19 protein-coding genes are annotated in these 18,568 nt (G+C 64.3%); 6 read left to right on the top strand and 13 right to left on the bottom strand.

All coding sequences use genetic code 11. The features are described 5' to 3' along the window. Positions 1-115: 115 nt before the first annotated feature. The 4 genes from ccoS to ccoG are packed head-to-tail and all read right to left on the bottom strand — an operon-like array spanning position 116 to position 4,396. On the bottom strand, positions 116-274 hold the full coding sequence (gene ccoS, locus ACXAHG_RS22390; RefSeq protein WP_475035127.1) for a cbb3-type cytochrome oxidase assembly protein CcoS: 159 nt from the start codon (positions 272-274) through the stop codon (positions 116-118). Positions 275-311: 37 nt separating this feature from the next. After that, positions 312-2,489 carry a heavy metal translocating P-type ATPase gene (locus tag ACXAHG_RS22385; RefSeq protein ID WP_475060885.1) on the bottom strand — a complete coding sequence of 726 codons (2,178 nt, stop codon included), beginning with the start codon at positions 2,487-2,489 and terminating at the stop codon, positions 312-314. A gap of 5 nt (positions 2,490-2,494) precedes the next feature. Further along, on the bottom strand, positions 2,495-2,959 hold the full coding sequence (locus ACXAHG_RS22380) for a FixH family protein (protein ID WP_475060882.1): 465 nt from the start codon (positions 2,957-2,959) through the stop codon (positions 2,495-2,497). Between the two features lie 3 nt (positions 2,960-2,962). Then, positions 2,963-4,396, bottom strand: a complete 1,434-nt coding sequence (gene ccoG, locus ACXAHG_RS22375; protein WP_475060879.1) for a cytochrome c oxidase accessory protein CcoG — start codon at positions 4,394-4,396, stop codon at positions 2,963-2,965. A gap of 390 nt (positions 4,397-4,786) precedes the next feature. On the opposite strand from ccoG, the gene ACXAHG_RS22370 reads away from it, so the two are divergent. Next, positions 4,787-6,325: a hypothetical protein gene (locus ACXAHG_RS22370; RefSeq protein ID WP_475060877.1), complete on the top strand. Its 1,539-nt coding sequence runs from the start codon at positions 4,787-4,789 to the stop codon at positions 6,323-6,325. A gap of 36 nt (positions 6,326-6,361) precedes the next feature. On the opposite strand, the gene ACXAHG_RS22365 is transcribed toward ACXAHG_RS22370, so the two are convergent. After that, on the bottom strand, positions 6,362-7,237 hold the full coding sequence (locus tag ACXAHG_RS22365; RefSeq protein ID WP_475060874.1) for a LysR family transcriptional regulator: 876 nt from the start codon (positions 7,235-7,237) through the stop codon (positions 6,362-6,364). Between the two features lie 96 nt (positions 7,238-7,333). On the opposite strand from ACXAHG_RS22365, the gene ACXAHG_RS22360 reads away from it, so the two are divergent. Both ACXAHG_RS22360 and ACXAHG_RS22355 read left to right on the top strand, forming a co-directional pair. Then, complete coding sequence (locus ACXAHG_RS22360; protein ID WP_475041370.1) at positions 7,334-7,534, top strand: hypothetical protein; 201 nt, start codon at positions 7,334-7,336, stop codon at positions 7,532-7,534. 235 nt (positions 7,535-7,769) lie between these two features. Next, complete coding sequence (locus ACXAHG_RS22355; protein ID WP_475041368.1) at positions 7,770-8,462, top strand: DUF2270 domain-containing protein; 693 nt, start codon at positions 7,770-7,772, stop codon at positions 8,460-8,462. Between the two features lie 17 nt (positions 8,463-8,479). Here ACXAHG_RS22355 and ACXAHG_RS22350 read toward each other — a convergent pair whose 3' ends face one another. The 5 genes from ACXAHG_RS22350 to ccoN all read right to left on the bottom strand — a co-directional run bounded on the left by ACXAHG_RS22350 (position 8,480) and on the right by ccoN (position 12,870). Beyond that, complete coding sequence (locus ACXAHG_RS22350) at positions 8,480-9,295, bottom strand: class I SAM-dependent methyltransferase (RefSeq protein WP_475060872.1); 816 nt, start codon at positions 9,293-9,295, stop codon at positions 8,480-8,482. 138 nt (positions 9,296-9,433) lie between these two features. Continuing rightward, on the bottom strand, positions 9,434-10,303 hold the full coding sequence (gene ccoP, locus ACXAHG_RS22345) for a cytochrome-c oxidase, cbb3-type subunit III (RefSeq protein ID WP_475041365.1): 870 nt from the start codon (positions 10,301-10,303) through the stop codon (positions 9,434-9,436). Beyond that, a complete protein-coding gene (locus tag ACXAHG_RS22340; RefSeq protein ID WP_475041363.1) occupies positions 10,300-10,506 on the bottom strand; it encodes a cbb3-type cytochrome oxidase subunit 3 in 207 nt (68 codons plus the stop codon). Before ACXAHG_RS22340 ends, ccoP begins: the two co-directional genes overlap by 4 nt. Positions 10,507-10,516: 10 nt before the next feature. Continuing rightward, a complete protein-coding gene (ccoO, locus tag ACXAHG_RS22335) occupies positions 10,517-11,245 on the bottom strand; it encodes a cytochrome-c oxidase, cbb3-type subunit II (protein WP_475035106.1) in 729 nt (242 codons plus the stop codon). A gap of 14 nt (positions 11,246-11,259) precedes the next feature. After that, positions 11,260-12,870 (bottom strand): cytochrome-c oxidase, cbb3-type subunit I, encoded by a 1,611-nt coding sequence (gene ccoN / locus ACXAHG_RS22330; protein ID WP_475041362.1) that lies wholly within the window; start codon positions 12,868-12,870, stop codon positions 11,260-11,262. Positions 12,871-13,075: 205 nt separating this feature from the next. On the opposite strand from ccoN, the gene ACXAHG_RS22325 reads away from it, so the two are divergent. Continuing rightward, the gene (locus tag ACXAHG_RS22325; protein ID WP_475041360.1) at positions 13,076-13,927 is read left to right on the top strand and encodes a universal stress protein; all 852 of its coding nucleotides are present in this window, start codon (positions 13,076-13,078) and stop codon (positions 13,925-13,927) included. A gap of 77 nt (positions 13,928-14,004) precedes the next feature. Here ACXAHG_RS22325 and ACXAHG_RS22320 read toward each other — a convergent pair whose 3' ends face one another. Both ACXAHG_RS22320 and ACXAHG_RS22315 read right to left on the bottom strand, forming a co-directional pair. Continuing rightward, on the bottom strand, positions 14,005-14,262 hold the full coding sequence (locus ACXAHG_RS22320; RefSeq protein ID WP_475041358.1) for a GlsB/YeaQ/YmgE family stress response membrane protein: 258 nt from the start codon (positions 14,260-14,262) through the stop codon (positions 14,005-14,007). 333 nt (positions 14,263-14,595) lie between these two features. Continuing rightward, a complete protein-coding gene (locus tag ACXAHG_RS22315) occupies positions 14,596-15,483 on the bottom strand; it encodes a LysR family transcriptional regulator (protein WP_475041356.1) in 888 nt (295 codons plus the stop codon). Between the two features lie 131 nt (positions 15,484-15,614). Between ACXAHG_RS22315 and ACXAHG_RS22310 the strand changes: the two genes are divergently transcribed. Continuing rightward, entirely contained in the window at positions 15,615-16,217 is a 603-nt protein-coding gene (locus ACXAHG_RS22310; RefSeq protein WP_475041355.1) for a cytochrome P460 family protein, read from the top strand. Positions 16,218-16,313: 96 nt separating this feature from the next. Here ACXAHG_RS22310 and fnrL read toward each other — a convergent pair whose 3' ends face one another. Then, positions 16,314-17,054 carry a transcriptional regulator FnrL gene (gene fnrL / locus ACXAHG_RS22305; RefSeq protein ID WP_475041354.1) on the bottom strand — a complete coding sequence of 247 codons (741 nt, stop codon included), beginning with the start codon at positions 17,052-17,054 and terminating at the stop codon, positions 16,314-16,316. A gap of 62 nt (positions 17,055-17,116) precedes the next feature. Between fnrL and hemN the strand changes: the two genes are divergently transcribed. Continuing rightward, complete coding sequence (hemN, locus tag ACXAHG_RS22300; RefSeq protein ID WP_475060870.1) at positions 17,117-18,472, top strand: oxygen-independent coproporphyrinogen III oxidase; 1,356 nt, start codon at positions 17,117-17,119, stop codon at positions 18,470-18,472. Positions 18,473-18,568: the final 96 nt, after the last annotated feature.

Genomic DNA, 18,568 nt, shown 5'->3' with positions numbered 1-18,568 from the left:
GCGCGGTGCCGCGCCCAACGCCGCCAAGGGGCTCTGGCTTCAGCCAGGGCAGCTGCGGGGGCGGGAGGGCTTGTTTGCTGTTCCGCGGCAGGCCGAACCAGGTGCCGGGGCCGGATCAGGGCTTGGGCTTGTCGTCCCAGTCATCGCTCAGGATGCGGCGGGCGTCGCCTTCTGGATCGTCATACTGGTTGCTGCGCACCGTGTAGACAAAGGCCGCCAGCCCCACCGAGCCGAGGATCAGCGAAATCGGGATCAGATAGGCGAGGACACTCATGGGCGGTTCCTTGGAGGGCGGGTCCGGTATGGCAGGCTCAGCGCAGCCGCAGCGCGTTGAGGGAGACGGTTATGGAAGAGGTAGACATCGCCAGCGCCGCAATCAAGGGCGTCGCCAGGCCGGCAATCGCCAGCGGCACCGCAATCACATTATACAGCGTGGCAATACGGAAGTTCTCGCGGATCCGGCGGGTGGCCTTCTGCGCCACCCCGCAGGCCTCGGCAATCGGCCCGAGATCCTGACCCAAGAGCACAATGTCGGAGGCCACCCGTGCCGCGTCCAGCGCCGAGGCGGGCGAGATCGACACATGCGCCGCCGCCAGCGCCGCGGTGTCGTTGAGGCCATCGCCCACCATCAGCACCTTCCGGCCCTGATCTGCCAGCAGCTGCACCCGGGCGGATTTGTCGGCGGGCAGCGCCTCGGCCACCCATTTGGTGATGCCCAGCCGCCCGGCCAGATCCTCAACCGCGCCGGCGGTGTCGCCGGAGATCAGCAGCACGTCCTTGCCTGCCGCCTTCAGGGCCGTGACCGCCTCCGCGGCGCCGGGGCGCAGCGCGTCGGTGAACAGGAACGCTTTCGCCTCCCCTGCCCCGGTATCCAGCCAGGCCGCCGTCTGGCTGCCCTGCGCAGCGCCCACCCAGGCCGCGCGGCCCAGCCGCACGCGGGCGCCGCGGAACGTTCCTTCGGCGCCATAACCCGGCACCTCGGTGATGTCCTGCACCCTGGCCGGTTTGATTCCGGCCTCCCGCGCCGCGCGGGTCAGTGCCATGGACAGCGGGTGCGCCGAGCCTTCGGCCAGTGCCAGCGCAATCTCCAAGTCTGCGCGGGCGTGATCGCCCAGATTGGTCACCTCCGGCGTGCCGGCGGTCAGCGTGCCGGTCTTGTCGAAGACCACGGTGTCCACTTCGGCCAGCCGTTCCAGCGCGGTGGCGTGTTTGATCAGCATGCCCTTTTTGAACAGCCGGCCCGAGGCCGCGGTGGTCACCGCAGGCACCGCAAGGCCCAAGGCGCAGGGGCAGGTGATGATCAGCACCGCAGCCGCGATGTTCAGTGCCATGCGGATATCGAAGGTCCACAGATACCAGCCCGCAAAAGCCAAGGCCGACAGGATATGCACGCCGGGCGCATAAAGCTTGGCCGCGCTGTCCGCCAGCGAGGTATAGCGCGAGCGCCCCGATTCCGCGATGGCCACCAGATCGGCCATGCGGTGCAGCGAGGTGTCCTCGCCCACCGCCGTGGCGCGGATGGTCAGCGGTCCGGTCAGGTTCACTTCGCCGGCGGAAACTGCAAGGCCCGGCGCTGCGAACACCGGCAGGGTCTCCCCGGTCAGCAGGGAGCGGTCCAGTTCCGACTGGCCCTCCACGATCTCGCCATCCACCGGCATCCGCCCGCCGGGGCGCACCAGGATCAGATCGCCGATGGCCAGATCCGCCACCGGCACCTCGTATTCATCGCCGTCCAGCAGCCGGATTGCACGGGGCACCTCCAGCGCGGCCAGTTCCTCAGCCGCGGAGCGCGCCACGGCGCGGGTGCGGTAGTCCAGGTAACGGCCTGCCAGCAGGAAGAAGGTCAGCGTCAAGGCTGCGTCGAAATAGGCGTGCTCGCCCGACAGCGAGGTTTCCCACAGCGAAGTCACCAGCGCCAGCACCAGCGCCAGCACAATCGGCACATCCATGTTGAGGCGGCCAACCCGCAGCGCGGTCCAGGCGTTAGCGAAAAACGGCTGCGCAGCAAAGATGATCGCCGGGAAGGTGATCGCGGCAGAGATCCAGTGGAACATATCCCGGGTTGCGTCAGACGCACCGGACCAGACCGACACCGACAGCAGCATCACGTTCATCGAGGCAAAGCCCGCCACCGCCAGCCGCATCAGGAGGTCGCGGCCCGCCTTGTCATTCTGGGTGGCGGCCAGCGCTGCCAGATCCAGCTCATGCGCCTCATAACCCGCCTGTTCCAGCACCGGGATCAGATCGGCGGCGCGCACCTCCGGGTCGGCTTCGATCAGCGCCCGTTTCAGCGTCAGGTTCACCCGCGCCGAATGGATGCCGGGATGGGCGTTCAGCTCCCGCTCCACCGCCGAGATGCAGGCCTGGCAATGGATGCCCGGCAGCGACAGCGCCAGCCGGGCCTCGGTGGGGGCCTGCTCTGCACTGTCGTGCGGTGCGGCAACGCAGGCCGGACAGGCGGCCAGAGACGGGCGGAGCTGGGCGGTCATGACGATCAGCCTTTCACATGCAGTATCACGCGCTGGGTGAACTCGGTGCCGTCCTTGGCCCGCGCCACCATGCGGATGTTCCAATTGCCGGGGCCAAGCGCGGCCGGCGCCACATAGGCCTGACCATCAAAAGTGAATTCCGGCTGCTGGTCGTCCTGCACATGGGTGGCCCGGCCCAGCGTCGCGCTCAGCTTGGCGACCTCCACCGGCTGGCCCTCGGCATCGGTGATCTCCAGCTTGACCTGATCGCCGGCTGAGGACGCATAGACCGACCAGCCCAGCGCCTCCTGCGCGGAACGGCGTTCGTCAAACTCCTGGCTGGCGATATAGGAGTTCTTCACCTCCAGCCCCGGAAAGGTCTTCACCGCATTCACCGCCAGAGCGATATTCACCCCGATGATCACCGCAAAGGCGCCGCCAAAAACCATCAGCATGTGCTTGCCGGTAAACTCACGTTCGCGCTTGGCCATGGCTCACTTCCCCTTGCCGTTAAAGCTGGTGTCCTTATACGCCCGTTCCCCGTTTATCAGATCCTCGACCCAGATGCGAACCGGGGTGGTATCGGTCTGCGAAGGTGCCGAGCCCTTGGAGGAGACGATATAGACCCGCTGCAAGAGCGCCGTATCGGCGGGCACGTTGACCGAGTGGTAGACGGTGCCTTCCAGCTGCAGCCGCATCGCGGGATCGCCCTTGATCGACAGTTTGAACACCCGGTCCTCGCCATGCTTGTTGCGCAGGCGCACGTCATAGGTGTTGCGGATCGAGCCGTCCGACAGCGTCACATAGGTCGGGTTGCGTTCGGGTGCCACCGTCAGCTCGATGTCGGCGCGGATGAACAGGGCAAACAGCAGCCCCAGCCCGACCAGCGACCACAGGCTGGTGTACATGATGGTGCGCGGCCGGAAGATATGCTTCCAGACGTTCTTGGACGGCTTGCCCTGGCGTTCCGCCGCCTCGTCCGAGGCCGCCATATAGTCGATCAGCCCGCGCGGCTTGCCGATCCTGGCCATCACATCGTCGCAGGCGTCGATGCACAGGGCGCAGGTGATGCATTCCATCTGCTGGCCGTCGCGGATGTCGATGCCCATCGGGCAGACGTTGACGCAGGCCATGCAGTCGATGCAGTCGCCGTGCTGGGTGCCGGGCGCGTCGGTCTTGCGCGGTTTGCCGCGCGGCTCGCCGCGCCATTCGCGGTAGCCGACGGTCAGCGTGTCCTCATCCATCATTGCCGCCTGAATGCGCGGCCAGGGGCAGGCATAGATGCAGATCTGCTCGCGGGCGAAGCCGCCGAACAGGAAGGTCGTCGCGGTCAGCACCAGCATGGTGGAATAGGCAATCGGGTGCGCGTTCAGCGTCACCAGGTCATAGGCCAGGGTTGGTGCGTCGGCAAAATAGAACACCCAGGCGCCGCCGGTGGCCATGCCGATCAGGAACCAGGCCGCCCATTTGGTCAGGCGCAGCCGCGCCTTGCGGAAGTCCATCTTTTTCTGCCGGTGCAGGCGCAGGCGGGCGTTGCGGTCGCCCTCGATCCAGCGCTCGACCAGGATGAACAGGTCGGTCCAGACGGTCTGCGGGCAGGCATAGCCGCACCAGACCCGGCCCAGCGCCGAGGTGAACAGGAACAGCCCCAGCCCCGCCATGATCAGAAGGCCCGCGACAAAGTAGAATTCATGCGGCCAGATTTCGATCCAGAAGAAATAGAACCGCCGGTTGGCCAGATCCAAGAGCACCGCCTGATCCGGCAGGCTGGGTCCGCGGTCCCAGCGGATCCAGGGGGTCAGGTAATAAATGCCCAGCGTCACCGCCATGATGTACCATTTCAGGTTCCGGAAGGGTCCGGACACGCGGCGCGGGAAAATCGGCTCCCTGGCAGCGTAAAGGCTCGGGGCTGGCTCGGAATCGCTCACGGACTCTCTCCGTCTTGTGGCTGTCTCGCGCCCTTGTCACAGATGCAGGATGCCAGAACTTTGACGTGGATCAAAAAGCGCATCGCACAATCATGTTTTCCGGCCTGCATCCGCGCATTGTGAGGGCAAAACGCCACCTATGCCTGTGCGCCCGCCCCCGCCAGAGGCAAGTTGCCGCAGCGCAGCGATTGCGGCGGCCGGCGGTATTATTCCGTCATTGAAGCGGCGGGAGGCGGCAAGGGTTTCTAACCCAGGGTTGCCACTACCCTCTATGCACGAATACAAAGCTCACAAACCTGCAGTCCTAAAAAAGAGCAGCATATGAGCACCTTGTCACGAACCGGCACAGAAACACCCCTTCCTGATGCCGCAAGCATAAACGTGCATGGCATGTCTGCTCTGCCCGATGGCGGCTATGTCACTGTCTGGGACTCAAGCTTCGGCATTAGAGCGCAGATCATCCGCCCCGATGGCCGGCCCAAGGGAAAGGCCATCGAAATTACGCAAAGCACCCGCAAAGACAATCGCCCGGATGTGGCTGTCCTGGAGGATGGCAGTTTCGTCGTCACCTACACATCGCTGCGCAGCTCAACCAATGCCGCAATCGAAGCGCAGAAGTTTTCCAAAGACGGCCTGCCGTCCGGGGAAGCCTTCACTGTGTTTGTGGACACAGAGCACACAAGCTTCGACCCTGAAATCACCGCTCTGGCTGACGGCGGATTCGCTGTCTCCTACAACGGCCTTGGGCGGGACAGCAGTGGATTCAGCTACCATGCCCGGGTATTCGACGCCGACGGCACCCCCCGTTCAGATGACTTTCGTGTCAATCTGACTACCGAGGGCTTCCAGTCGTTTGGCGATATCACCGGACTGCAGGATGGCGGCTTTGCCGTCACCTGGCGCTCCAGGGAAGTGGACGACAGCCTTTATGCCGTGATGCTGCGTCTTTACGATGCCGATGGCACGGCACGAACGGGCGAGCTTCAGGTGAACCAGTACTGGCTGGACAACCAATCGGATCCCTCCATCACAGTTCTGAACAGCGGCAAAATCCTTGTGGCGTGGAATTCCGACGGACAGGACGGCAGCGACGAAGGTATCTATGCACGGATCATGAATGCAGACGGCAGCCCGGCTGGCGACGAGTTCCAAGTGCATAGCCAGACATCAAACGTGCAGTACAAACCGGACGTCACAGCGCTGTCGGACGGCGGTTTCCTGATCGTTTGGACGAGTGTCACATCTTCGAGCACGTCCATTATCGCCGCACAGCGGTTCAACGCCGACGGCACCCCCATTGGCGGTGAAACCAAAATATCATCCGGGACAACAGATCTGGATGTGCGGGTTAAGGTGGCTGAGCTGGCAGACGGCGTTGTCGCGGTCAGCTGGCAGGACTACAGCCGTTCCACCTTCAAAGGCGAAATCGAATCGCGGATTGTGCTAACGCCGCCCCAAGGCAGCGACGGCAGCGACCGCTTGTCTGGCACCCGCTTCGACGACCGCCTCGACGGGCTGCAGGGAGACGACTGGCTGACCGGCGGGCGCGGCGAAGACACCCTCAAAGGCGGCGCAGGCGCCGACACCTTGCTGGGGAACGGCGGCCGGGACAAATTGCTTGGCGGATCGGGCGGTGACCAGCTGGCCGGCGGCAAAGGCGACGACCAGCTTTCGGGCGGCAGAGGCAGCGACGTGTTCGTCTTTGCAAACAAGGGCGGCTCGGACACCGTTAGGGACTTCAACGCCCTCAACGGCAACGAAAAGATCGACTTGTCCGCTGTGACCCGCATCAAAGGGTTCGCTGACCTGCAGAAGAACCACATGACCCAAAACGGGGACGACGTGGTCATCACCGACAATGCCAGAACCGAAATCACCCTGTCGGGCGTGGATCTGGCGGATCTGGACAGGGGCGACTTCCTGTTCTGATCCCAGCCCCCAAAGGCTGCCCGGCAGGTTGCGCCATTATCCCTTGGCGCACTGCCGCCGCAGCCAGCTGACAAGCTTGCGGGCCTCGGGGCGCAATACGCCCGCACGGGTCACGATGTGGTAGCCGCGGCTGTCGCTTTCGGTGAACAGGTTCCGCAGGCGGCCGCTGCGCAGATCTTCTTCGGCAAAGGCCTGCACGCTGACCGCCACCCCCTGGCCCGCCCGCACCGCCTGCATCAGCAGATTGCCCGGCAGCCGGGTACGCGGCCCGCGCAGGGAGGCGGTGACACCGCGGGACTCCAGCCAGCGTGACGCCTCGGAGGTGCCCAGCTCCTCCAGCCAGGGCAGGTCCAGCAGATCCTCCGGCGCGGCAACCTCCCGCCCCTGCAGCAGGCTGTCCGCGGCAATCACAACCATCGGCGACGGCAGCAGCATCGCGGCCTCCAGCCCCGGCCAGCTGCCGCCGCCATAACGGATAGCAATGTCCACACCGCCCGGTTTCAGCTCGACAATCTCGCCGCGCGGATCCAGCACCAGGTCAATGTCCGGATGCTCTGCCTGAAACCCCGCCAGCCGCGGCATCAGCCAATGGGCGGCAAAGGCGGGCGTGCAAGTCACATGCACCGGCCGGGCGGCACCGGCGGCCGCAATTTCCTGCACCGCCGCCTCTATCGCGCCAAACCCCAGCTGCAGCGCACGGGCCAGATGCGCCCCCTCCGCCGTCAGCGCCAGGGTCCGGCCGCCGCGGTCCAGCAAAGCCGCACCAAGATAGGCCTCCAGCGCGCGCAGCTGCTGGCTGATGGCAGCGTGGCTGACATTCAGCGCCGCCCCTGCCTGCACCACATTTCCAGCCTCCGCAAAAGCAGCAAAGGCCCGAAGCGCAGCCAGCGGCGGCATGTTCAACCAATCCATATGTAATCCACGCTTACATGATGTGAGTCTTCTTAACTCGCAGGAATCGCGCTTTCAGGCAAGTATCAGGAACACACGCCAAAACAGGAGCCCGCCATGCTGACCGATATCTACGCCCGCTCGATGATAACCGCGGCCCGCCAGGACTGCGTGCGGCTGCGCGATCTGGCGCCCGCCAAACCGCTGCCGCGCGCCTATCAGCTGCCGCCCCGCGCACCGGGTCTGCTGGCCAGGTTCACCGCATGGCTGCGCGGCCGGCCGCCGCAGGTCCGCTGCATCAATCCGCAAGAGATTTGAGCGAAAAAAGCGCCGGTTTTCCAGGAAACGCGCGAACAGATCGGAAAACCGGCGCATGACCCGTTTGGCCTGCACGTCGGCCTAGCGGGATATCTTGCTGCCCAGGAGGGGTGTTAGCCAAGCAGCAATGTCTTTCACCTGCGGTTTTACCCCGTCCCCGCCGGGCAGAGTTTGATGCGGATCAAACAAGCGCAAAAAAATTGCCCGGCCCCGGTAAAAAAACTACGCTGGCCTTATGGCCAAGGATGAAAGCGAACAGACCGGAACCGGCAGCCGCGAACCGCTGTCGGCGGCAGAAATCGGCGCGCTGGCGCATCTGTACCGCGGCGAGATCTACCGCAGCACCATCTGGCGCACCCGGCTGGACACCACCACCAACTGGGCCGTGGTCACGCTGGGCGTGGCGCTGTCGATCTCCTTTTCCTCGCCCGAGGCCTCGCCGCTGCCGCTGATCCTGGTCGGGGTGCTGATCATCTTCTTCCTGATGCTGGAGGCCCGCCGCTACCGCTATTTCAACGTCTTCCGCGCCCGCGCCCGCTGGATGGAGACGCATTTCTACACACCGATGCTGAAAGAGGGCGACCTGCATCTGGAGGAGCACTGGCAGGATGTGCTGGCCGCCGATTACCTGCGGCCCGAGTACCATGTCGGCGTGATGACCGCGATCGGGCGGCGGATCCGGCGCAACTATTTCTGGATCCTGCTGATCCAGTCCCTGGCCTATGCGGGCAAGCTGGCAGTGCATCCCACCGGCATCACCTCGCTGGGCCAGGCCGTGGACCGTGCCGACATCGGCCCCTTCCCCGGTGAACTGGTGCTGGGCACCGGCGTTTTCTACGTTCTGTTGTGGGGCAGCATCGCCGCCTGGAGCACCAGAACCGACGCCGCCCGCGCCCGCAAGCGCAAGTCGATGACCTCGATGGGCTAATCCCCCCTGCCCGCGCGTTACCCTGCTGCCTTGCCGGCCACCAGGGCAAAGCACATCGGCAGCTGCGCCGTCTGGTTCTGGTAGATATCGAACTCTGCCTCCCGGTTGGAATGGGGATATTCCTCGAACCGGGTGAGGCTCATCCCGGCCGCGATCAGCCCCATGACGATATCGCTCATCTTGTGGCTGAACCAATAGGACGGCGGAGCGGATTGCTTGCTGCCGTCATAGGTGATCGCCTGCTCTGTCAGCGCGGGGCCATCACTGAAATAGGAATAGGTCGGCAGATTGGGCTGCTCCGATTCCGGCTCGAACATCTCCAGCACCGGATGGGTTTCATAGATCACCAGCCGCCCGCCCGGCCGCAGCAGCCCGGCAACGGCCTGGAAAAACCGGTCCAGATCCGGCATCCAGCCCAGCACCCCGATGGTGATCACGGCAAAATCGAAATCGCGCCGCACATCCGGCGGCAGCGCATAGATATCGGAACAGAGGAATTCGCAGTCCGATCCCGCGATCTCTTTCAGGGTCTCGGCCTGTTTGAGGAATTCCGCTGACTGGTCGATCCCCAGACAGCGCTCCGCCCCAAAGGCCGCCAGCGACAGGGTTTCGCGCCCGTTGTTACAGCCGATCTGAACCCCGGAAAGCCCTTTCAGGTCCATCTCTTGCAGCGCCTGCGTCATGGTCCGGTCAAAGGTCGAAAACCCCGGCTGCGCAAATCCGGCTGTCAGCTCCTGCCACAGGGCGTTGCCCTCATGCAGCCGCGCGGAGCTGTCCCAAGCCATGCGGTTGGCTGCAACCGCCGTCTCCAGGCTGATCCGATCTGCAGTCATTTCCAGCTCCAATAATTTGATCAAATAAGGAAGACGGTGCCGGAAAACCGTCATGCGATCAACCCTTGGGGAGCCTCCCAAAAGGAAAAAGGGCCGCCCGCAGGCAGCCCTTTCTTTGCGTTTCGCAAACCTTCCGGCTTATTCGCCGCCGCCCAGCTGGTGGACATAGGCCGACACCGCGCGGATTTGCGCTTCGGTCAGGCGGGTGTTCCAGGCCGGCATCACGCCATAGCGCGAGTTGCTCACGGTCTCGGTCAGGGTGGCGTAGTCGCCGCCATAGAGCCAGATCGCATCGGCCAGGTTCGGCGCGCCCTGCGCGCGGTCGCCGGTGCCGTCTTCAGCGTGGCAGGAGGCGCAGTTGTCGGCAAAGACAACCGAACCGGCCTCAACCTGGCTGGCATCCTGCGCCTCGCCCGACAGCGACATCACGTAGTTCACCACTTGGGAAATCTCTTCTTTCTCAAGCAGCTCGTCGCGGCCAAAGGCAGGCATCTCGGAATAGCGCGCATCGTCGCTGTCCTCGTTGCGGATGCCGTGGGTGACGGTGGCGTGGATATCCTCCACCGAGCCGCCCCAGAGCCAGTCGTCGTCCAACAGGTTCGGATAGCCCTTGGCACCGGCAGCACCGGAGCCGTGGCACTGGGCGCACCAGGTCTTGAACACAGCGGAACCGGCGGACACCGCATAGGAGTTCAGATCCGCATCCGCCGCAATCGCGGTCAGCTCGGTTGCTTCCAGCTTGGCGTTGACCGGCGCGTTGGCTTCTTCCACCGCGGTGATCTCTGCCGCGACGTCGCCGCGCGTCGACCAGCCCAGCACCCCGGCAGTGGCGCCGTTGATCAGCGGCCAGGCCGGATAGGCGATGGTGTAGAGCACGCCCCAGATGATGGTCACATAGAAGGTCCACAGCCACCAGCGCGGCATCGGGTTGTCGAATTCCTCGATCCCGTCCCACTCATGGCCGGTGGTGTTCGGATCGCCCTCGAATTTTTGCGATTTCTTGCTCATGCCCTCGCCTCCTTATCCGCGGCGGGTTGGCCCTGGCTGGGCGCGGGTGCGTCATCATGCCGGAACGGGATGTTGGCGGTATCCTTGTAGACCTTGGTGCTGCCCGGGCGGAACGCCCAGACCACAACACCGATGAAAAAGGTGAACAGGAATAGCAGCATCCAGCTGTCCGCAAATTGCCTGAGAAGTGTATAGAGTTCCATCTCTCCCTCCTCAGCGGCTTGCGTCGGGCGTAAAGGTCGAGAAATCGACCAGCGTGCCCAGCATCTGCAGGTAGGCGATCAGCGCATCGGCCTCGGAAACACCGGGCTGGCCGTCAAAGTTGCGCACGTTGACACCCTCGCCATAGCGTTCCAGCAGCCCGTCGTAATCGCTGTCCGGATCCGCCTGAGCACGGAAGTCGCGCTGCGCCTGCTCCACCATCTCGTCGCTGTAGGGGGTGCCCAAGAGCGCGTTGGTGGCCATCACCTCGCCGATGTACTTGCCGTCGATCTTCTTCTCTTCGAGGAAGCCGTATTTCGGCATCACCGATTCCGGCACCACCGCCTGCGGGTCGCGCAGGTGGTCGACGTGCCACTCATCCGAGTAGCGCCCGCCGACCCGGGCCAGGTCCGGCCCGGTCCGCTTGGAGCCCCACTGGAACGGGCGGTCGTACATCGACTCCGCCGCCAGCGAGTAGTGGCCGTAGCGTTCGACCTCATCGCGCATCGGACGGATCATCTGGCTGTGGCAGACATAGCAGCCCTCGCGGATGTAGATGTCCCGGCCCGCCAGTTCGAGCGGGGTGTAGGGACGCATGCCCTCCACCTCCTCGATGGTGTTTTCCAGGTAGAACAGCGGAGTGATCTGCACCAGGCCGCCAATGGTCACGACCAGGAAACTGCAGATCAGCAGCAGGGTCGCGTTGGTCTCGAGGATCTTATGTTTGTCGAGAATGGACATATCTGCCTGGCTCCTTATTCAGCCGGGACCTGAACCGTCAGGCTGGCCTCTTTGGCCGGGGCCCGGCGGACGGTCATCCACAGGTTGTAGCACATGATGATCGAGCCGGTGAGGAACATCACCCCGCCAAGACCGCGCACCACATACATCGGGAACTTCGCTGCCACGGTGTCGGCAAAGGAGTTCACCAGGAAGCCGTTGGCATCCACTTCGCGCCACATCAGGCCTTCCATGATGCCGGTCACCCACATCGACGCGGCGTAAAGCACGATACCGATGGTGGCGAGCCAGAAGTGCCAGGAGACCAGGCTGAGCGAGTACAGACGCTCACGCTTCCACAGCACTGGCACCAGGTAATAGAGGGCACCAAAGGTGATCATGCCGTTCCAGCCCAAGGCGCCGGAGTGCACGTGGCCAATAGTCCAGTCGGTGTAGTGCGACAGCGAGTTCACGGCGCGGATCGACATCATCGGGCCCTCAAAGGTGGACATGCCGTAGAAGCCGACAGAGATCACCATCATCCGGATCACCGGGTCGGTGCGCAGCTTGTCCCAGGCGCCCGACAGGGTCATCAGGCCGTTGATCATGCCGCCCCAGGAAGGCATCCACAGGATCACCGACATCACCATGCCCAGGGTCGAAGCCCAGTCCGGCAGCGCGGTGTAATGCAGGTGGTGCGGGCCGGCCCAGATGTACAGGAAGATCAGCGCCCAGAAGTGGATAATCGACAGCTTGTAGGAGAAGACCGGACGCTCGGCCTGTTTCGGGATGAAGTAATACATCATGCCCAGGAAGCCCGCGGTCAGGAAGAAGCCCACAGCGTTGTGGCCGTACCACCACTGGATCATCGCATCCTGCACGCCCGGCCAGACAATCACCGACTTGGAGCCCCAGATCGAGACCGGGATGGTCATGTTGTTGACCAGGTGCAGCATCGCCACGGTGACGATGAACGCCAGGTAGAACCAGTTCGCCACATAGATATGCGGCTCCTTGCGCTTGATCACGGTGCCCAGGAACACCGCCAGATAGGCGACCCAGACAATGGTCAGCCACAGGTCGACGTGCCACTCGGGCTCTGCGTATTCCTTGGACTGGGTGGAGCCGAACAGATAGCCGGTCGCCGCCAGCACGATGAACAGCTGGTAGCCCCAGAACACGAACCACGCCAGGTTGCCGCCCCACAGCCGCGCCGCGGAGGTCCGCTGCACCACATAGAAGGAGGTGGCGATCAGCGCGTTGCCGCCAAAGGCGAAAATCACCGCGGAGGTGTGCAGCGGGCGCAGGCGGCCGAAATTGGCGAACCCTTGCGCCCATTCAAAGTTCAGCGCCGGAAAGGCCAGCTGGAACGCAATGAAGGTCCCTGCCAGAAATCCGACAACACCCCAGAAGGCAGTTGCAATTGCACCAGCGCGGATCACGCTGTCGAAATACTCATTTTCCACCCCGGCAACGGCCTTTTTCGGCTCTCCGGTGTGGCGCAAAGTATAGAGGAACAGCCCGCCGGCCACGATCATCACGATGACCGCATGCACCTGGTAAGCCAGATCCCGCGCGTAATTGGTACCGATCATCGCAAACAGCGTGACCAGACCAAGCGCTATCAGCTTGATATAGTTAGACATCTTGCGTCCCTTTGCCATGCCCCCGCGACTCTTGCGGATCCGGGGACGTTAATAGACCGCGCCCTTAATGCAAAAGGCGCCCCTGTGCTGCCTTGATCTGCATCAAGACAAATCCGGGCAACATGTGACACTTCTTCCCGTGCAGTGAAACACGCCGCACCGGCGCCGTACAGGCTCGCGGTGCATCATCCGCCGAGAGGTGTCAATGTCCTACAAGTCCTTGCTTACCGTCCTCACGGCTGCGGAAACCGCAGCGGCGCCTCTGGCGCAAATTGCGGCCCTGGCCGAGGAATTCGGCGCTCATGCCGATGCGCTCTGTCTTGGTGTCGACCGCACCCAGACGGGATATTATTATGCAGGCGCCAACGCGATGGTGCTGCAGGAAACCCTGGCCCGCGCCCAGGAAGAAGCCGAAGACGTCCAGGCCAGGGCCGAAGAGGCGCTGCAGCGGGCGGGCATCCCCTTTGCCACCGACAGCGGCGTCGCCCAGATCGCCGACCTCGGCCGCCATGTGGCACGCCATGCGCGGTTCTCCGACCTGGTGGTGCTGGGCAAGCCCTATGGCGCGGGCAAGCGCGCCGAGGCAGAGCCGATCGTCGAATCGGCGCTGTTCGAAGGCCGCGCGCCGGTGCTGGTGGTGCCGGACAAGATGCCGGGCGGGGGCGCGGTGATGCAGCGGCCCAAGACGGTCCTGGTGGCCTGGAACGAAAGCATTGAGGCAATGACCGCGATCCGCAAGGCGCTGCCCTTCCTGACCGGCGCCGATCTGGTGCGCATCGCAGTGATCGACCCGCCGCAGCACGGCCCCGAACGCTCCGATCCCGGCGGCATGCTGGCGCAGATGCTGTCGCGCCATGGCGTGTCCTGCGAGATCGACGTGCTCAGCAAGACGCTGACCCGGGTCTCTGACATCCTGAACCGCCACGCCGCCGACACCGCCGCCGATCTGATCGTGATGGGCGCCTATGGCCATTCCCGCTTCCGCGAGGCGATCCTGGGAGGCGCCACCCGCAACATGCTGGAACAGGCCGCAGTGCCGGTGCTGATGGCGCACTGACCCGGCGGCTGAGCCGGATTGCCGGCATGAAAAAGGCGCCCCGTCCCGGGGCGCCTTTTTTACTGCAGCAGGACCTGCTACCCCGCCTTGCGGATCAGGCCGATCAGGAACAAGAGGATCACTGCGCCGATGGTGGCGTGGATCAGCGACCAGAAGAAGCCGCCGCCCGCGGCAAACCCCAGCGCCGGAAAGATCGTGCCGGCCAGGAAGGCGCCCACAACGCCGACGATGATATTGCCAAGGATGCCAAATCCGCGCCCTTGCATGATCTTGCCCGACAGCCAGCCCGCCAGCGCCCCGATGATCAGCATCCCGAAAAGGCTTCCAAACTGCATTGCGGTCTCCATGTTATGTTACCGCAATAGTAGAGCACACCGGAGCCGCCGGGTCACCCGCTGCCGTCAGGCCCGGAAATCAGAGCCGCTCCCGCCCGTCGTCAGCCTTTCCTGCGAAAGGCTTCCTCCGGTTGGGCGTGGCTCGGCGCTGCGCGCCGAGCCACGCCCAAACCCGCCAGCGGGTCCGGCACAGCCGGGCACGCGCGGGCGCGGGAGCTCTGCCGGTGCTGGTGCTGGTGCTGGTGATGCGATGCGATGCGATGCGATGCGATGCGATGCGATGCGATGCGTGTTCTTGCGGGATTTCCGGACCGCCTGTAAAGGCCAGCAGATTCAGCCCCCCCCGCCACTCCAGGCGTGTTTGCGCGCCTGGGATACAAACTGCTGCACTGCCTCTGAATCCTGCCGCCCGGCGGCCACCGACAACAGCACGCTGCGCTTCATGTCCTCGCGCGCCAGCGGCACTGTCACAATCCCGTCCATCACCACCGAATGGCGCGGCAGGATGGTGACGCCCTGGCCGGTCTTGACCAGATACTGGATCCAGTCTTCGCGCTCGCTGCGCACCGAAATCCGCATCGCCACATTCTCCCGCACCGCCGTGGCCAGGAATGTATCGCGGAACTCGCAATGCAGCCGGTCCAGATAGGATTGCCGCCCCAGATCCTCCAGGTCCACCGCCGGCCGCGCCGCATAGGGGTGATCGGCGGCGCAGGCCATCACCATATCCTCGGTGTAAAGCTCGATGTGGTGCAGCCGCCCGGCGTCCGAGACCGGCGCGCCGAGGATGGCCAGATCAACCCGCCCGCTCAGCAGGTCCTCGCCGATCTTCACCGCCGGCACATCGTGCAGGGTGATTTCCACATCCTGGTTTTCGGCCAGGTAATTCAGCATGAAACGCGACAGCCGGTAAGGCCCCACCGTGCACATCACCGCAATCTCCAAGGGCTGCACATTGCCGCTGCTGATCCGGCGCGCCTCTGCCTCGGCCGAAGACGCGCTGCGCGCCACCTCCGCCAGATGCAGCGCCATCGCCCGGCCCAGATGCGTGAGATGCGTCAGCCGCCCCTCGCGCCGGATCAGGCTGCCGCCCAGCTCCTCCTCCAGCTTGCGCACCGATTTGCTCAGCGCAGGCTGCGACACCCCGCTCTGCCGGGCGGCCTCGGAGAAATTCAGGGTTTCGGCCAGCAGCAGAAACTGGCGGATGCGGCGTAAGTCCATGCGGGTCCTCCCGGACCCAGTAAACGGCATTTCGCAGGCAAAGGGCAGTTATCAATTCCATAACCCAAAACGGGCCGCCGCCCTCCTACCTTGACCGCAGTCACCCCTCGCACTTGCTCAAGGATTGCCACATGACCGCAGCTGCAAAGCCCCTCCTGCTGACCGCCCTCCTCGCCGCCGCTCTCGGGGGCGGTGCCGCAATTGCCCAATCGGATGCAATCCGCGGCGCCAGCTTCACCGCGGCCGGAGAGGCGGTGAAACCCGATGATTTCCGCCGCTGGGTCTTTGTGGGCAGCCCGCTGACCCCGAATGCGCTGAACGGCGGCGAGGCGCCCTTCCCCGAGTTTCACAATGTCTATGTGGAGCCCACCGCCTTTGACCATTATGCCGCCACCGGCACCTGGCCCGAGGGCACCCAGATCGCCAAGGAGCTGGTGATGGTGCAAACCGATGACAGCACCGATCCGGACACTGGCGCCAATGCGCAGGTCTCGGGCATCGGCTATTTCCAGGGCGAATTCGTTGGCCTGGAACTGCTGGTCAAGGACAATGCCCGCTTCCCGAATGAACCCGGCGGCTGGGCCTTCTTCTCCTTCGGCCACGGAGGCGAGCCTTATGCGGACACCGCTGCTGCCTTCCCCACGGATGCCTGCAATGCCTGCCACGAGGCAAACGCAGCCGATGATTTTGTCTTTACCCAGTTCTACCCGGTGCTGCGGGCCGCAAAACCCTGAGTGGTTCCCCCCGCACGTGCACGCAGCACAGCCCCAAGGGTGCGGCCCAGCACCCTTGGGGATTTGTTCCGCTAAGGAATAAGGCGCCGGAGGGGCTCAGCCCAGGAAGCCGCCGTCGCTGTCGTCGCCGGCCTCTTCCATCAGGCGGCGCATGTCGGGCACGGTCACATGCCGTTTGCCTTCCAACTGGATGATCCCGTCTTTCCGCAAGGCCGAGATCTGGCGGCTGACGGTTTCCAAGGTCAGGCCCAGGTAGTCCGCCATCGCCTCCCGCGTCAGCGGCAGGTCGAAAACCATCCGGTTGGTGGCGCCGCCGGGCGTCAGCGAGGCATCGCGCCGTGCAATGATCGACAGCAGGCTGGCGATCTTCTCGCGCGCGGTCTTGCGGCCCAGAACCAGCATCCATTCCCGCGCGGCGTCGAGTTCGTCCAGGGTCATTTCCAAGAGCCGGTGGGCGATATGCGGGGTGCGCTCCATCAGTTCTTCAAACGGCTTCTTGCGGAAGCAGCACATCACCACATCGGTGGTTGCCACCACGTCATAGGCGGCGCCCTCGCGGCCCGGACGGCCGACGAAATCGCTGGGCAGCAGCAGGCCCACCATCTGGGTGCGGCCGTCCTCCATCGTCTGGGTCAGGGAGGCGATGCCGGAAACCACTGAGCCCACGAAATTCATCACATCGCCGGACCAGATGATCGGCTGGCCGGCCTCGTAGGTGCGGTAGTATTTGATGCCGTCCAGCTCTTCCAGCTCATCCGCGTTGCAGCGTGCGCAGACGGCACGGTGACGGATCGGGCAGTCGCCGCATCTGGAGTGTGACAAGATCGGAGCGTTCATTCAGGGATCCCGTTTGATCTGGGTCAAGGCTTTGCTGCGCGCCTTTCCATAACGGTAATTGAATGGATCAGAAAGCTCAATTGGCCAAACTCGGTTTGTTTGACGCCAAAGTGCCGCGCTATACCAGTTACCCCACGGCGCCGCATTTTGGGAAGGCGACGGATTCTGCGCAGTTTTCCAATTGGATTTCCATGATTTCCCCCGGCAGCAGCATCTCTCTCTATGTGCATGTGCCGTTCTGCCGCAGACTGTGCTGGTTCTGCGCCTGCCGCACCCAGGGCACCCAGTCGGATGCGCCGGTGGAGGCCTATGCCGAGGTTCTGAAGGCGGAGATCGCCCTGCTGCGCGGCAGCCTGCCGGAGGGCATCACCCTGTCACGGCTGCATTGGGGCGGCGGCACGCCAACGCTGCTGAGCGCGGAGCTGATCCGGGATCTGGCGGCTGCCATCACAGACGCCGTACCACTGGCGCCGCGGGCGGAGTTCTCGGTCGAGATCGACCCGAACGAAATCGGAGACCGGCGGCTGGAGGCGCTGGCGGAAGCGGGGATGAACCGCGCTTCTGTGGGCGTGCAGGATTTCGACAGCACCATCCAGCAGTCGATCGGCCGCATCCAGAGTTTCGAGACGACACGCCAGGCGATTGAGCTGCTGCGCGCGCATGGCATCGGCAGTCTCAATGCCGATATCCTGTTCGGGCTGCCGCATCAGACACAGGAACGGATGACCGAAAGCGTGCAGAAGCTGCTGTCGCTGACGCCGGACCGGGTGGCGGTCTACGGCTATGCCCATGTGCCCTGGATGGCTGGGCGGCAAAGCATGATCCGCTCTGATACGCTGCCCACGCCTGAGGCGCGGCTGGAGCTGTTCGAGACCGCCCGCCAGCTGTTTCTGTGGGACGGCTACCGGGAGATCGGCATCGACCATTTTGCACGGCCCCATGACGGGCTGGCGGTGGCGCAGCAGACCGGGCGCCTGCGGCGCAACTTCCAGGGCTACACCGATGATCCGGCCGATGTGCTGATCGGCATCGGTGCTTCTGCAATCTCACGCTTTCCGCAGGGCTATGCGCAGAACGCGCCTGCCACCTCAGCCTATGTCCGCGCCATCCGGGACGGGCAGTTTGCCACCGCCCGCGGCCATGGCTTTGGCGGCGAAGACCTGCTGCGGGCGCGGCTGATCGAGGCGCTGATGTGCGATTTCCGCATCTGCCGCGAGGAGATCCTGTCGCGCTTTGCGGTGGACGAGGCGGATCTGGACCGCATGTTTGCAGAGGCAGGCGCAGCCTTTCCGGGGATGCTGCAGATCTCCGCCAAGGGGCTGGAAATCCGCGCGGAAGCCCGCCCGCTGACCCGGATGATCGCGCGCAGTTTCGACGCCTATGACCTGAACCACGCAGGCCACAGCACCGCCATCTGACCCTCAATTACACCGGCAGGGTTCTCCCGCCCATCGCCGCCGCGCCCCGGGCGCAGCGCTCCCGTTGGGCGAGGCTCAGCGCCCTTGGCGCTGAGC

Source organism: Leisingera sp. ABD4_442 (assembly GCF_056160905.1).
This window is presented reverse-complemented; position numbering and strand designations above follow the sequence as displayed.

Bases quoted from the DNA above. Each gene is read 5' to 3' on its own strand.
- ccoS (WP_475035127.1), bottom strand. From the start codon at position 274: ATGAGTGTCCTCGCCTATCTGATCCCGATTTCGCTGATCCTCGGCTCG.
- ACXAHG_RS22385 (WP_475060885.1), bottom strand. From the start codon at position 2,489: ATGACCGCCCAGCTCCGCCCGTCTCTGGCCGCCTGTCCGGCCTGCGTT.
- ACXAHG_RS22380 (WP_475060882.1), bottom strand. From the start codon at position 2,959: ATGGCCAAGCGCGAACGTGAGTTTACCGGCAAGCACATGCTGATGGTT.
- ACXAHG_RS22370 (WP_475060877.1), top strand. From the start codon at position 4,787: ATGTCTGCTCTGCCCGATGGCGGCTATGTCACTGTCTGGGACTCAAGC.
- ACXAHG_RS22365 (WP_475060874.1), bottom strand. From the start codon at position 7,237: ATGGATTGGTTGAACATGCCGCCGCTGGCTGCGCTTCGGGCCTTTGCT.
- ACXAHG_RS22360 (WP_475041370.1), top strand. From the start codon at position 7,334: ATGCTGACCGATATCTACGCCCGCTCGATGATAACCGCGGCCCGCCAG.
- ACXAHG_RS22355 (WP_475041368.1), top strand. From the start codon at position 7,770: ATGGCCAAGGATGAAAGCGAACAGACCGGAACCGGCAGCCGCGAACCG.
- ACXAHG_RS22350 (WP_475060872.1), bottom strand. From the start codon at position 9,295: ATGACTGCAGATCGGATCAGCCTGGAGACGGCGGTTGCAGCCAACCGC.
- ccoP (WP_475041365.1), bottom strand. From the start codon at position 10,303: ATGAGCAAGAAATCGCAAAAATTCGAGGGCGATCCGAACACCACCGGC.
- ACXAHG_RS22340 (WP_475041363.1), bottom strand. From the start codon at position 10,506: ATGGAACTCTATACACTTCTCAGGCAATTTGCGGACAGCTGGATGCTG.
- ccoO (WP_475035106.1), bottom strand. From the start codon at position 11,245: ATGTCCATTCTCGACAAACATAAGATCCTCGAGACCAACGCGACCCTG.
- ccoN (WP_475041362.1), bottom strand. From the start codon at position 12,870: ATGTCTAACTATATCAAGCTGATAGCGCTTGGTCTGGTCACGCTGTTT.
- ACXAHG_RS22325 (WP_475041360.1), top strand. From the start codon at position 13,076: ATGTCCTACAAGTCCTTGCTTACCGTCCTCACGGCTGCGGAAACCGCA.
- ACXAHG_RS22320 (WP_475041358.1), bottom strand. From the start codon at position 14,262: ATGCAGTTTGGAAGCCTTTTCGGGATGCTGATCATCGGGGCGCTGGCG.
- ACXAHG_RS22315 (WP_475041356.1), bottom strand. From the start codon at position 15,483: ATGGACTTACGCCGCATCCGCCAGTTTCTGCTGCTGGCCGAAACCCTG.
- ACXAHG_RS22310 (WP_475041355.1), top strand. From the start codon at position 15,615: ATGACCGCAGCTGCAAAGCCCCTCCTGCTGACCGCCCTCCTCGCCGCC.
- fnrL (WP_475041354.1), bottom strand. From the start codon at position 17,054: ATGAACGCTCCGATCTTGTCACACTCCAGATGCGGCGACTGCCCGATC.
- hemN (WP_475060870.1), top strand. From the start codon at position 17,117: ATGGATCAGAAAGCTCAATTGGCCAAACTCGGTTTGTTTGACGCCAAA.